This window comes from Kribbella capetownensis, from assembly GCF_004331485.1.
In the GTDB taxonomy this organism is placed as follows: Bacteria; Actinomycetota; Actinomycetes; order Propionibacteriales; family Kribbellaceae; genus Kribbella; species Kribbella capetownensis.
Genome location: NZ_SJKD01000006.1, coordinates 601,621 through 615,154, shown reverse-complemented (window position 1 = coordinate 615,154; position 13,534 = coordinate 601,621). Strand labels below are relative to the sequence as shown.

Annotated in this window: 12 protein-coding genes; 5 read left to right on the top strand and 7 right to left on the bottom strand. The window is 67.8% G+C overall.

The features are described from left to right. Positions 1-533: 533 nt before the first annotated feature. Both E0H75_RS45225 and E0H75_RS27965 read right to left on the bottom strand, forming a co-directional pair. Positions 534-1,070: a DUF402 domain-containing protein gene (locus E0H75_RS45225; protein WP_475009189.1), complete on the bottom strand. Its 537-nt coding sequence runs from the start codon at positions 1,068-1,070 to the stop codon at positions 534-536. A gap of 479 nt (positions 1,071-1,549) precedes the next feature. Further along, positions 1,550-2,092 (bottom strand): GrpB family protein, encoded by a 543-nt coding sequence (locus tag E0H75_RS27965; RefSeq protein WP_165554071.1) that lies wholly within the window; start codon positions 2,090-2,092, stop codon positions 1,550-1,552. Positions 2,093-2,398: 306 nt separating this feature from the next. On the opposite strand from E0H75_RS27965, the gene E0H75_RS27960 reads away from it, so the two are divergent. Then, a complete protein-coding gene (locus E0H75_RS27960; RefSeq protein WP_165554069.1) occupies positions 2,399-2,866 on the top strand; it encodes a GNAT family N-acetyltransferase in 468 nt (155 codons plus the stop codon). Positions 2,867-2,874: 8 nt separating this feature from the next. After that, positions 2,875-3,537: a nucleotidyltransferase domain-containing protein gene (locus E0H75_RS27955; protein ID WP_131516603.1), complete on the top strand. Its 663-nt coding sequence runs from the start codon at positions 2,875-2,877 to the stop codon at positions 3,535-3,537. Positions 3,538-3,876: 339 nt separating this feature from the next. On the opposite strand, the gene E0H75_RS27950 is transcribed toward E0H75_RS27955, so the two are convergent. The 5 genes from E0H75_RS27950 to E0H75_RS27930 all read right to left on the bottom strand — a co-directional run bounded on the left by E0H75_RS27950 (position 3,877) and on the right by E0H75_RS27930 (position 9,635). Next, a complete protein-coding gene (locus E0H75_RS27950; RefSeq protein ID WP_165554067.1) occupies positions 3,877-4,698 on the bottom strand; it encodes an alpha/beta fold hydrolase in 822 nt (273 codons plus the stop codon). Positions 4,699-4,718: 20 nt separating this feature from the next. After that, positions 4,719-5,462, bottom strand: a complete 744-nt coding sequence (locus E0H75_RS27945) for a DUF6596 domain-containing protein (RefSeq protein ID WP_337589519.1) — start codon at positions 5,460-5,462, stop codon at positions 4,719-4,721. Positions 5,463-5,466: 4 nt separating this feature from the next. Then, on the bottom strand, positions 5,467-6,132 hold the full coding sequence (locus E0H75_RS27940) for a hypothetical protein (protein WP_131516601.1): 666 nt from the start codon (positions 6,130-6,132) through the stop codon (positions 5,467-5,469). Further along, positions 6,129-6,461, bottom strand: a complete 333-nt coding sequence (locus tag E0H75_RS27935; protein WP_131516600.1) for a VOC family protein — start codon at positions 6,459-6,461, stop codon at positions 6,129-6,131. The genes E0H75_RS27940 and E0H75_RS27935 overlap by 4 nt, the downstream gene beginning before the upstream one ends. Before the next feature lie 219 nt (positions 6,462-6,680). Continuing rightward, complete coding sequence (locus tag E0H75_RS27930) at positions 6,681-9,635, bottom strand: helix-turn-helix transcriptional regulator (protein WP_131516599.1); 2,955 nt, start codon at positions 9,633-9,635, stop codon at positions 6,681-6,683. Between the two features lie 204 nt (positions 9,636-9,839). Here E0H75_RS27930 and E0H75_RS27925 point away from each other — a divergent pair, with 204 nt between their 5' ends. The 3 genes from E0H75_RS27925 to E0H75_RS27915 all read left to right on the top strand — a co-directional run bounded on the left by E0H75_RS27925 (position 9,840) and on the right by E0H75_RS27915 (position 13,530). Continuing rightward, complete coding sequence (locus E0H75_RS27925; protein ID WP_165554065.1) at positions 9,840-10,892, top strand: beta propeller repeat protein; 1,053 nt, start codon at positions 9,840-9,842, stop codon at positions 10,890-10,892. A 155-nt stretch (positions 10,893-11,047) separates the two neighbouring features. Then, positions 11,048-12,535 carry a bifunctional UDP-N-acetylglucosamine diphosphorylase/glucosamine-1-phosphate N-acetyltransferase GlmU gene (glmU, locus tag E0H75_RS27920; RefSeq protein WP_131516597.1) on the top strand — a complete coding sequence of 496 codons (1,488 nt, stop codon included), beginning with the start codon at positions 11,048-11,050 and terminating at the stop codon, positions 12,533-12,535. Positions 12,536-12,549: 14 nt separating this feature from the next. Next, complete coding sequence (locus E0H75_RS27915) at positions 12,550-13,530, top strand: ribose-phosphate diphosphokinase (RefSeq protein ID WP_131516596.1); 981 nt, start codon at positions 12,550-12,552, stop codon at positions 13,528-13,530. Positions 13,531-13,534 lie beyond the last annotated feature (4 nt).

Genomic DNA, 13,534 nt, shown 5'->3' with positions numbered 1-13,534 from the left:
CGACGCCCCCACGGAGAACGTCAAACCCAGACTGGCCGAACCAGCCACTGTCGCAGATCACCTGGCGGACGGGTGTCGCACATCAGTCGACGGAGGACAGTCCCCACCCGTTCGCTGTTTGCCGAGTTGGGCTCTTATGGATCAAGGCGCGCCTTCGGCGCGCGGCGCGGACGTGCGCATGCGGCCTCCGGCCGTTCACCGCCCGCGCCCGCTCTCGGTGTCTTCAGAGGAGCCAAGAGCATTTGCCTCCGGCGGGGGCCTCACGACTCCGGGATGACGGGTCGGAATCGGCCGGCAACTGAGTCGGGGGTCGGGGGTGCGTCTTCCCGTCTGCCGCCCAGCCCAGTCAGGACCTATCAGGAGCCGCCAGAGGGGCCAAGATCGTTCGTCCGGCAGGGCGCTCCATCTTGGCCCCTCTGGCGTCTCCTGATCGCGCTACGCGTGGGCTGAACGGCAGACGGGAAGACGAGCGGGCGGTCGGCTGTGTCTCGCCGAGGACGAGGCCATGTTCCGCTGCGTGTCGTTCCTGGGGATCATTCAAGGAAGCAAGGAAGCGGCTCTAGCGCGGCGATGCTGTCCGGTGGAAACCGACGCGGAGGATCAACGGAACCCGTCTCGGCAGCGCGCAGGTGTCGGTCGATGAAGCGTTGCGTTCTGCTGAGGACGGTGGCGCACTGGGTGGGTGTGAGCTGTCCCTGGCCGAGGGCATCGGCGAGCTCGTCGAGATCCAGGACGTGGTAGCGATCAGCACCGGGCGGCACCAGGAAGTCAACGTAGAGGTCATGGACGACAAGTCCGGCTTCGGTGAGTTCGATCTCGACCAGGTCGACGTACCACCAACCTTCTACTGGGCCCTCGAATACAACGGGCCTGGTCAACTGGACGCCCTGGTCGAGCAACAGGTAGCTGCGATCGATGGTCGGCCGTCCAAGCACCTGATACTCAGGCAGGATCCGCACGTCGTAGGCGACGACCTCTCCGACCTGGCGGCCGGGACACCATTGACCCGTGCGGTGGAGGACCCGGACGTTCTCTATGGGTGGCGTTGTGGTCACACGTGACTCTCTCATGGCGCAGCAGGTGCCGCTTCTCCGATTTCTGGTGTCGCACAGGTAGCGATCTTGCTAACGGATTTGCTAACAAACGGTGTGGATCGGGGTGGACGACCAGCCGCGATGTGGGTCGGGATCAGGCTCGGACGGGGGTGGGGGACAGGCTTGCGTGGACCCGTGCGGACAGGTCGGCGGCAACTTTGAATCTCGAAGACCAGGATCGAAACCTGGCGGGGGAGCAACCTTCCCGCATACCCGAGCTGCGGGTCGTCCTGCGTCGGGTGCTGTCGGTGGGTGGCGGGTTTTGGGCTGGCTGGTGGGTTGTTGGGCGTTAGTGGTGAAACAAGCCGCCAGCGGGCCTCGAGGTATGACGGCCAACTGTTCTTGCCGCGGCTGGTCCGAGGGCCAATGGATTTGCTGACAGGACCCGGGCCGACGGGCGCTCTGCTCCACGGAGCAGGTTGACGTGTTGGAGCCTCGGTCAGGTTGTCAGGTTGTCAGGTTGTGAGGATGCGTTGTACGAAGGTGTCTTTGCCGGCGATGTAGGACTTGCGGTCGTTGGGGAATTTGCGGGCCAGGTCGGCCTTGAGGTCGGCGTACGCATCCCTTGCTTGCTGGTCCGCTCGGAGTTGGTCGCGGAAGGACAGCCATTCGCGCCAGCGCCGGGTGTCGTGTGTGACTACGTGGAGATTGACGATCCGATGTCGCGGGGTGTCTTCCCAGCCGAACATCATGGTGAGTCCCTCGTCCTCCTCGACCGTCCCTCGGTGGATGAAGCCGAGCGATTGCAATGCCTCGAACACGGTGTCCCGGTCCGCCGCGGGGCGTAGGCCTACAGCGATGTCGAGTATTGGCTTGGCGGGCAGTCCTGGTACGGCGGTGGAGCCGACGTGCTCCACCGCAATCGCCAGATCGCTCAGAGCTGCCCGCAGCTTCAAAGCCACCTGCCCGTACGCCGCCTGCCACGCTGGATCGCTCGGTTCCAGGCTCACCTCTCCCCGAGTCAACCCGAGACCTGAGCCAGCCAAGATCCCGTCCATGCCGAGCATCCTAGTTAGCCGCCGGCTGACCTATGGGTGTTCATGTGCGACTCCACCGGCCTGCCACATCACTGCGGACGAGGTAGAAGTCGCGGTCCAGGCGCCGGGGGGATGCGGGGCGACGTACCGGGGCTGAGTTCATGTCGATCATGATTCGCTGCAGCGGGTTCTGGGGGGCGGGTTTCTGTCGGGGGGCGGTGGTTGACTGCGGGGATGGACGTGACGGTTCGGGCGGTTGATCAGGGGCGGTGGGACGACCTGGTTGAGTTGTTCGGGCCCAGTGGGGGGACGCGGGGGTGTTGGTGCATGGCTCGGCGGTTGCCGAGTTCGGTGGTTGCGGCGAATGGCAGCGCGGAGAATCGGGCCGCCTTGGAGGGGTTTGTGCGGGCGGGGTCGCCGGTTGGGTTGATCGGGTATGTCGATGAGCGGCCGGCTGCTTGGTGTGCGGTTGCGCCGCGGCCGGAGTACTACGCGATCGTCCACTCGCGGGCGTTGCCGATCGACGAGCCGGAGGATGAGTCGATCTGGGCGATCAACTGTCTGTTCGTGAAGAGTGGGTATCGCGGACGTGGTACGACGCTGCCGCTGGTGGAGGCGGCGGTCGAATACGCCCGCGATTCAGGCGCGCGGCTGGTGGAGGCCTATCCGGTCAAGGCCATGCCCGGCGATCCTGGGCGCGGGATGCTGAGCACGTTTGTCGCTGCCGGCTTCACGGTGTACGGCGAGGAACGCACCAAGGCGAAACGCAACGTCGTCGTACGCCGAAGTCTGTGAGCGGCTGGATGAAGCAGCGGCCTGAGGGATGGGGGCCGACGGCGGATGAGGTGGCTGAGGCGGCGTACTGGGCTCGGCTCTATGGGCGCTGGGAGGCGATGGATCTGGCTGGGGTTGCCGGGTTCATGGAGGGGTTCGACCGACCCTGGTGGGTGGTTGGTGGGTGGGCTGTCGATGCGTTCACGGGCGTGGCCCGACGGCATGGCGACGTGGATGTCTCGATCCTTGCTTCTGATGTTCCTGCACTGAGGGCGCATGTCGGGGATCGGTGGCATCTGTGGTGTCTTGCCGGGGAGGACATGCGGCCGCTGACCGATCGGCATCCGGAGGTGTTTCATCCGGCGAGTCAGATCTGGGTGCGCGAACACGGTGATGCGCCGTGGGTGATCGACCTGCCGTTGACGCCGGATCGCGACGGACTGTGGACGAACAAGTTCATCGCGGACCACATTGCCCCGCTGGAAGACGTCACATGGGTTGCGGGTGACGGGATTCGCTACCTCAACCCCGAGATCGTTCTGCTGTTCAAGGCCCGGAAGCGGCGTACGAAGGACGAGCGCGATCTGGCGTGCGTCTGGCCGCTGCTGAGTGAGACCAAGCAGCTCTGGCTCCGGGACATGATCCGTCGTACCGACAACAACCACCCCTGGCTGCGGCAACTCGGCCGCTGACTGTCGGCCGGTTCGATCTCGGCGAGGAGGGAAATGGTGGTTTCGATGGTGGCGAATTGGACCGGGTCCAGGTCTCCTTGGACTCTGATGCAGACCGGGTCGCCGGGGTCGCAGGCCAGGAACACAGTGAGCGTCTGGGTGCCGACGATGGGGTAGTCGTACCAGCCTTCGGGAGAGTCCCAGCTGGTGTGGGGGAGTGCGGTCTCGACGGCCATCCAGTCGAGGTCGTCGAAGCGATAGTCGACGCACGCTGAGATGTACTCCAGTGCCTTGCGGACGTTTGCGGGCCAGACCCAACCACCGACCTCGTTCACCATGGCAGCAAGTATTCCGGTGTGCTCAGGGCGACTGGAGGAACTCGCGGATGTGGTGAGCCCAGGTGGTTGGGCTTTCGAAGTGGCACATGTGGGCGGTGTTGGGGATGACGGCCAGGTCGCTGGTGGGGAGGGCCGCGTGGAGGCGGCGGGCCAACTGGACGGGGAATCCCATGTCTTGCTCGCCGTGGAGGATCAGGATGGGCTTGCCGAAGTCGCGCAGGATGCGTTCGGGGTCGCCGGGACACCACGGGTGCATGTCGCCGTTGATCGCGCGTTCCTCGCTCCAGTCGCCGGTGTCGGAACCTGGGCCCTCCAGCAGTTCCAGGTACGCCGGTACGAGGTCCAGGTCCCAGACGAAGACGGTGGAGTTCCGCAGCCTCCCGCCGGCCGCGTCCTCCGCGCGTTGGCGCCGCTCGTATTCCTCCCAGCCCACCAGGTATTGCTCCCCATCGGTGTACGCCGTGGTCGACGCGAGCACGAGCCGCCGTACCTGCTCAGGATGCTTGTCGACGAACTGCATCGCCGCCCTGCCGCCGGTGGAGAAACCCAGCAGATCCACCTGCCCGAGGCCGAGCTTGTCGATCAACCGGTGCGTGTCCTGTACGACGTACTCCGGTTGAAGATCCTCGTCGGGAAGGCCGCGGCTGCTCCGGCCGCAACCCCGGAAGTCGAAAAGTACGACGTGATGGTCGCGAGCCAACGGCTCCAACCCGGGCACCAGATAGCCGTGGCCGACATCCGGGCCGCCGTGCATCACCACCAACGACGGCTTCTCGCCGCGCTCGCCGAGTTCCCGGACGAACAACGTGACATCCCCGACGTCGACCATTGCTCCATCAGCCATGTCGGTGAGCATGCCAAACCTCAGGGCCGGAGGTTTGCTCGTCGGTGCGTCAGATGGTCCCGTTCAGCCGCGTTGTCGCAGGCTGCGAGGGCGGCGTCGTACGCCGTCAGTGCCTCGTCGGGACGACCGGCGCGGGCCAGGAGCTCGGCACGCACCGCGGGAAGACGGTGGCCGGGCAGCTGCAGTCCGTCGAGCAGGCTTAGGCCGTGTCTGGCGGTCGGACCGTCCGCCTCCGCAACGGCGACGGCGCGGTTGATCCGAACCACAGGCGATCCCGTCATGAGCTCGAGCTCTTCGTACCACTCGGCGATGCGAATCCAGTCAGTGTCGGCGGCGGTCGGTGCGATCGAGTGCTCGGCCGCGATGAGTGCCTGAAGCAAGTACGGCGTGGACGGTGCTTGCTGGGCCAGCAGAGTCAGGAGGGCGAGTGCTTCGGCGATCTCGGTTGGGCGCCAGCGGTCGTGATCCTGATCGGGAAGGAATACGAGCTTGCCGTCGTCGACGCGTGCGTCACGGCGAGAGTGCTGGAGCATCATCAACGCCTGCAGTGCGTCGAGATCATCGCTCCCCGGACCGACCTCGCGAAGTACTCGGACCAACCGGATCGCCTCGCCGGCTTCAGTCGCGCGTACGACGTCTTGGCCGGATCCGGGCGCGTACGCCGCCGTGAACGCGAGGTAGGCGCAACGACGCCACCTCGATGGCGGTGGCGAGGTCTGCGCAGGCCTTCGCGGAGGGCTCGTTCGCCGGCTGAGGCGGTCGATCCGATCAGGTCGGTCGCCGACGGTTCCAGAGGGTGCGGAGCATGCCGGTTCTCGGGGTGTGGCGGTGGACGTGGTTCGGGAAGGGGAAGTCGGTGGGGGAGACCGGTAGGTGGGCGATTGGCCTTACTGGGTTGGGGTTGATCCATTGACCGGACTGGACGAGGCCGGCGGCGGGTCGTTCGCGGGTGAAGCCGGAGCGGGGGAGGACGTAGAGCCACCCGGGGGTCAGCAGGTCTGCGTCGGGTTGGTCACTGTCGACTGAGAAGAAGTAGTGCCGGTCGTGCCCGCCGCGCACCGACCAGGCTCCGTTGCGGGTCGAGCGGTATCCGGGGCTGCGGTTCAGGAGCGCGAACCACATCGCCCAGATCGGGTCGTCCGTGGCGAAGACCGCGCGCTGGTTGCCGAACGCCGTACTGTCGCCCGATTCGCGGTCCGGTGTGAGCTGGTCCAGGTCGGCGCGCTGGCTGCCGTGGAACAGTACGTCGCGGTGGGTTGCGAGCCAGCGGAGGTACGTCGCTGTGTCGTCGGGCGGCTGCCATCCGTGCGACGCGTCCAGCCAGCGTTCGGTGAGGTCGTCGTACTGCGGGCCGGTTGATTGGACCTGCAGTGGCAGACGCGGGAGCCCGAACGCGTTCAGCAGCAGGGCAATCCCGCGGGTGGGAACGCTCACCCGATGATGCAGAAGATGGTGTCGTCGGGGGCGGCCAGGACGACGAAGTCTGCGTTCGGCGGGTAGGTCCAGTCCTCGACGCGGCGGGCGCCGAGGGCGATCAGGCGGTCGACTTCGGCCTCGATGGTGGAGGTCGTGCGGTCGACCCAGAGGTCCAGGTGGGTGCGGTCGGTTTCGTCGAGGTGGAGTTCGGTGGGCCGGCCGCCGGGCGGGACAAGGAAGTCGGGGTTGTCGGGTGCGGCGCCGTACCCGAGGGCCTGGCGCCAGAACTCGGCCGCTGGGCCGACCTCCTTCACGTTGAGAACGATCGCTCCGAGAGTGAGTCCCATGGTTCGCTCCTGGTCATCCGCCGCTCCGGCAGCCGAGTCCCCTCCCCGGCTTCCCAACCTGCTCCATGCCAACGCCATCCTCCTCCCGCAGGGGTCACTCCCACACAACAAACTCGGTGCGCCCCTCGGCGGTCTCAATACCCCACGGGCGGTCGGCATCGGCACCCGCTCAAGTGTCCACCTGGGGATCCTGTCGGGTGTGAGGGTGTGGCGAGTGGGTCAGGCGGTTGGCTTGGGCGGGGTTTGGGCTGCGCCCAGGCGCTCGGCCAGGGCGGCGGCTTCTAGGCGGTTGGTGGTGCCGGTTTTGCGGAGGATGTTGGAGACGTGGACGCTGACCGTCTTTTCGGTGATGACCAGTTCTCTGCCGATGTCGCCGTTGGAGCGGCCGGCCATGAGGTAGGTCAGGATCTGGCGCTCGCGGGCTGTCAGGGCGGCCAGTGGGGCGGGGGACTCGGCTGGCATCGCGACCGGTTCTCGGAGGTCGACTCGGGCCAGCCGGGCCAGAGTCTCGACCTCGCGTCTGAGGGGTTCGGCGCCGAGCTCGAGCGTACGGTGGTGCGCGTCGCGCAGGAGCTGGCTGACTGCGGAGGCCGGTGCGCCTTCGGAGAGTTCGGCGCGGGCGCACCGGACGCGGGAGACGGTTTCCTGCCACGGATCGGTGCCTAGATGGCAGGCATCGACTGCCCGCTGCCAGAGCTCAGCCTGGCCTGGCAAACCCTTGCAGCGAGCGACCTCGGCCTCGAACAGAGCCTTGCACGCCGCCTCGTCCAGGACGTCTTCACGCTCCACCGTGAACGGTGGCACCGGCCATCTGCCAAGCCCCTCATCGAGTACGGCGATCGCCCGTGCGACCTCCTCGTCGTCACCGGCATCACGGGCCGCCTGCGCGACGTCGGCAGCGGTTCCGGCAAACAGCGGGAGGCACTCGTCCTGGACGCTGTTGTAGAGCCCGTGCGGCATGAAGATCTCCTCCACGAGAATCTCCAACGCCCGCTGCGGTTCACCAGATGCCACCAGCACCTCGGTGCGGGCCGTCGTCAACAGTCCCCGCAGCCCGGTGAAGTCTGCCGCGATCACCTCAGCAGCGCGCTCCACATGCAGCCTGGCCTCTGCCAGCCGTCCTTGCCGTACTGCCAACTGTGCCGCCGTCAGCCGAATCGATGCGCCACCTCGGCCGGCGGACCGGGCCGCCAAGGCTGTCCGCAGGAGCCGACGACAGTCGTCCCACTGCCCCAGATCCAGCAGTCCGCCTGCCGCGAGAGAGGTCAGAAGATGATCCGAGCTTCTCTCGACGACGGCGTCGCACACCTCCAGCGCCGACGCTGTGGCGTCGGCGATCCTGCCCAGGTTGTACAAGCTGTGCACGCGCCACGTCGCAGCGTCCTCCAGCCACTCGACCGAGTCACACGATCGCGCCAGTCGCACGGCCTCCTCGGCGTCCTCCAGAGAGTTCCCGACGGTGTAGAGGTGGGCGACCGACCGGGCGCTGAGGGCAGCAGCGAGTGCGAGTGCCGACCCCGATCGTCGTGCGACCGCGACAGCGTCCTCGGCATCCGCCCACGCCTGTTTGTCCAACGCATCCCAATGTTCAGCGACAGCGAGTGCTGCCAACGCCTGAGCTCGCTCGGGGCTGTCGGGGTACGGCTCGGTGAGTCGCACCGCCTCGAGAAGCTCGGGGTCGACTGCCTGGGCCATTTCCGGACGTGGCAGCGACAGCTTGCGACGCGCCAGGAGCAGCGTGCTGGTGAGCAGCGGATCGCGGACCGGGTCCACCAGTCTCAAAGCCTGTTCGGCCAGACTGACCGCCGTCGCTAGCTGGCCGACGAGGCCGCAGGCTTGGCTCGTCTGACGGAGTAGATCGAGGTGCTCCGGCCCGCGGACTTCCGGTGGTACCGCCTCCCACAGGGAACAGGCGCGCTCCAGATGCACGGCCCGCTCGCCGGCGGCCCGGAGTGACGCCGCCTGCTCAGCAGCCGCGATCGACCATCGGTAGCTCTCCGCCGCGTTCCCCGCCCGCTGATTGTGTACGGCGAGATCCGCCGCACGCCCTGGTACGTCGGCCGGCATCGACTCGAGCACCCGCACGTACGTCGAGTGAACCCGTGCGCACTCGCCCAGCGGCATGCCGTCGTACAGGACCTCCGCGAGCAGCGGGTGGCGGAACCACGGCCGGCCATCGCGCTCCGGTCGTACGACGCCCTGGTCCTCGGCCTCAGCCAAGCACGCCGGCAGCTCCGCGGACTCGACACCGTGTTCGGCCGCGACACTTGTCGTCACGTCCAGATCGGTTGGGCGACCGGCGACGGCCAGAACCCGCGTTGCCTGGCGGGCTGGTGCGGAGAGGCTGTGCCAGGTGGCGAGGAGCGCGTCGCGGAGGACTGCGGGCGCGGCCGGCGGGAGCTTGTCTCCGGACAGTCCTCGGACCAGGAGCTCCGTGAGGTAGGGGTTGCCGGCCGACCGCTCGTGAATCTGGGCTGTCAGCTCGATGTCGACCGCGTGGCCGAGCAGGCTTTCGACCTGGGACTCGGTGGCGGCCAGGTCGAGCCGGTCCAGGTGGAGCTCGGTGAACGACGGCATCCGGCGCATGTCGGCGAGCCAGCCGTGGAGCGGGTGGCCCTCACCGCGTTGCTCGTCGCGGCAGGTCGCCAGCAGAGCCAGCCGTTGCTCGCGGAAGCCGGTGATCAGGTAGGCGAGTACGTCCAGCGACGTACGGTCCGCCCACTGCAGATCGTCGATCACGACCACAGTCGGCCGTTGGGCAGCGATGCGGTCGAACACCAGGTCGATCAGCGGCAGCAGCCGACCCGGTTCGCCCGACCCGACGCCACCGAGTGCGGGGAGTACGGCGCTCAGCTCGCCCGCGCCGGCCAGCACCTCGGTACGCCGCTGGGAGTCGGCCTGGGTCAGCCAGGACTGGAGTGCGCCTGTCACCGGCACGAACGGGACGGACGCCCCACCGAAGTGCACGCAGGACCCCCAGAGGACCTGCACGTCGCCATCCGGTGCGTCACAGACCTCTCGGACCAGCCGCGTCTTTCCGGCACCCGCTTCGCCGTGCACCACGACCGCACACGGATGCCCGCTCGCGGTCCCCGTCAAAGCATCCGCGAGAAGCGCCTGCTCCGTCCCCCGGCCGACCAGCCGGGAGCTCGGCCGTCCCCGGGCCGCCCCCACGCGGCCCAGTCTCCCCCTCCGATCCGCACCGCGCCATGCGCAGACCAATCGCAGGTCAGGTGTGACGGGATGTGGGAGTGGTGGCGTCTACAGATGTGGTGCCTGCGACTCGCGTGGGGCCGGAGGGTGACTTGGAGGGGTTCTGTGCGGGAGAACAATCGGGGGATGCGCAGGCTTGCGGCGGTCCTAGGGGTCGTTGCGTGCGTGTTCACAGGCAGTTCGATCACTGCGGAAGCACAGCCGGCCGCCGTGCAGGCGGCGTCGCAGTGGACGGTGACTCCGACCGGGCGGCAGCCGGCAAACCTTGATGACATCGACAGCCGGGCTGGGGAGACCTGGGCGGTGGGTGGTGACCAGGTCGACGGGTTCCAGGACCAGCGGCCGCTCGCGCTGCGCTGGGACGGCAAGCGCTGGAAGGCCACCGCGCAGCCGGTGGACACGAACGCGACGCTGCAGAGTGTGGCAGTGGCCGGCGCCAAGAACGTCTGGGCGGTAGGCGAGGACCGTGCTGATCCCGCGACCCCCAAGCCGCTGGTCATGCACTGGAACGGCACCCGCTGGCGCGTCGTACCGGGGCCGTCCGTGCCGACCGGGTCGTTCGGCAGCGTCGCCATCGGTCCGAACGGCGCCGTCTGGGCGGCCGGCTGGGCGAACGTCGGTGGGCAGGAGCACGCCGTCGTCTACCGGTACTCCGGCGGATCGTGGCAGCCACTGACGACAGGACTCGAGGGATCCATCAACGGCAACACCCTGGCCGTCATTTCCGCCAAAGACGCCTGGCTCGGGCTGAACGGCGGACTGGCGCACTTCGACGGCAAGCGGTGGACGCTGGTCGACGACGTACCGGCTGATGGTTCCCAGATCCCCACCGGCATCGCGGTGGCCGGCCCGAAGAACATCTGGCTCGTCGGTGTGGAGCATGTCGCCCAGGACCGTCCGCTGGTCCTGCACTACGACGGTGTCTCCTGGACTCGGGTGCCGGCTCCGACCGGGTGGTCGCAGCTGTACGACGTCGCGCTGCGTGACAACCGTCCGATCGCCGTGGGGGAGCGGTTCGAGGAGTCCGGGAACAGGGTCTTCGCGAAGCCCTACGTGCTGGAGTACCGCGGTTCGAAGTTCGTCGAAGCGCCGAGCCCGGACGCCGCCTACGGCACCTTGACCGGAGCCGCCGCTGCCGATGGGCGGTTGTGGACGGCCGGTCTGACCAGCACCACTCCGGACGCTGAGTTCTCGGCCTTCACCGCTTTCGCCCGCTGACAATGCCGTGAGACCAGTCACGTGATCCCGCACGGCTGCGCGGAGGCCGTGCGGGATCAGGTCTGAGGAGCAAGTAGGCTTGCGCGGGCACAGTTTCGAGTGTCCGTGCCGATACTTGTTCCAGAAACTCGCAGGGAACTCGAGGAGAAGACCGCGTGACTTCCCATCGTCCCGCGGCGGTCGTCATCATGGCCGCCGGTCTGGGAACCAGGATGAAATCGGCGATCCCGAAGGTGTTGCACGAAATCGGCGGGCGCAGTCTCGTCGGGCACGCGGTGGTCACCGCCCGTGCACTCGAGCCCGAACACCTGGTGGTCGTGGTCGGCAGCGGCCGGGAGCTGGTCGAGGCTCACCTCAAGGAGATCGACCCAGGAGCCCGGACTGCCGTCCAGGAGCAGCAGCTCGGCACCGGTGACGCCGTCCGCGCCGGCCTGACCGTCGTACCGGCCGACTTCGACGGCTCGGTCGTCGTCACGTCCGGCGACGTACCGCTGCTGGAGGCGGAGACGCTCCAGGAGCTGATCGCCGAGCACGACAAGCAGGGGAACGCGATCACCGTGCTGACCGCGCGGGTGCCCGACCCGACCGGGTACGGGCGGATCATCGCGGGGGACGGCGGCACCGTCGCCGGGATCGTCGAGCACAAGGACGCGACGCCCCAGCAGCGGCAGATCGACGAGATCAACGCCGGCATCTACGCCTTCGACGCGGCCACGCTGCGTGATGGGCTGAGCCGGCTGACCACGGACAACGCGCAGGGCGAGCTGTACCTGACCGACGTACTGGCCATCGCGAAGAGTGACGGCAAGCGGGTCGGCGCGTACGCGACCGAGGACGCGATGCAGACCGAGGGCGTGAACGACCGCGTCCAGCTCGCCACGCTGCGCGCCGAGCTGAACCGCCGGAACCTCGACAAGCTGATGCGGGCCGGCGTCACGATCGTCGACCCGAACACCACCTGGGTCGACCAGACGGTCCGGATCGAGCGCGACGCCATCCTGTTGCCGAACACCCAGCTGCACGGCGCGACCACGGTCGGATCCGGTACGACGATCGGCCCGGACACCACGCTGACCGACGTACAGATCGGATCCGGCGCCACGATCATCCGCGCGCACGGCTCGAGCTCGGAGATCGGCGACGGCGCGAACGTCGGACCGTTCGCCTACCTCCGCCCCGGGACCAAGCTGGGCGTGAAGGCCAAGATCGGTACGTTCGTCGAGACCAAGAACAGCACCATCGGGGACGGCGCCAAGGTGCCGCATCTGTCGTACGCCGGTGACGCGACGATCGGCGAGGGCGCGAACATCGGCGCCGGCACGATCTTCGCGAACTACGACGGCGTCGCGAAGCATCCGACGCACGTCGGCAAGCACTCGTTCATCGGCAGCAACTCGGTGCTGGTCGCGCCGCGGACCATCGCCGACGGCGCGTACCTGGCCGCCGGTACGGCGCTGACCGAGGACGTCGGCCCGGGCGAGATCGCGGTCGCGCGTGGGCGGCAGCGCAACATCAAGGGCTGGGTCGCGCGCAAGCGGGCCGGCACCAAGACGGCGAAGGCGGCCGAGGCTGCGCTGTCGGCCGATGCCGGACAGACACCGGCGGATCACGCCGCGTTGAGTGACACTGGCGAGAAGAAGTAACGGGAGGCCGGGCCATGAGCGGGATGAAGCGAACCACCGAGAAGAACCTGATGGTGTTCTCCGGCCGGGCCCATCCCGGTCTGGCCGAGGAGGTCGTCGAGCAGCTCGGCACCGGCCTGGTCCCCACCTCGGCGTACGACTTCGCCAACGGCGAGATCTACGTCCGGTTCGAGGAGTCGGTCCGGGGCAGTGACGCGTTCGTGATCCAGAGCCACACCTCGCCGATCAACGAGTGGATCATGGAGCAGCTGATCATGGTCGACGCGCTGAAGCGGGCGTCGGCCAAGCGGATCACCGTGGTGCTGCCGTTCTACGGGTACGCCCGGCAGGACAAGAAGCACCGCGGCCGGGAACCGATCTCGGCCCGGCTGATGGCCGACCTGTTCAAGACCGCCGGCGCGGACCGGCTGATCTGCGTCGACCTGCACACCTCGCAGATCCAGGGCTTCTTCGACGGTCCGGTGGACCACCTGATGGCGCTGCCGATCCTGAGCGAGTACGTCCGGACCAAGTACGGCGACCAGAAGCTGGCCGTGGTGTCGCCGGACGCCGGCCGGATCAAGGTGGCCGAGCAGTGGTCGGCCCGGCTGAACAACGCGCCGCTGGCCTTCATCCACAAGACCCGCGACATCGAGCGGCCGAACGAGACGGTCGCGAACCGCGTCGTCGGTGAGGTCAAGAACCGGGTCTGCATCCTGGTCGACGACATGATCGACACCGCCGGCACCATCACCAAGGCGGCCGATGCGTTGTACGCCGAGGGCGCCGCCGGCGTGGTGATCGCCGCGACGCACGCGATCCTGTCCGGCCCGGCGGTGGACCGGCTGAAGAACTGCCAGGCCAGCGAGGTGATCGTCACCAACACGCTGCCGATCGCCGAGGACCGCCGGTTCGACAAGCTCACCGAACTGTCGATCGCGCCACTGATCAGCCGAGCCATCCGCGAGGTGTTCGAGGACGGCTCGGTGACCAGCCTGTTCGAGGGCCGCGCCTGATCGA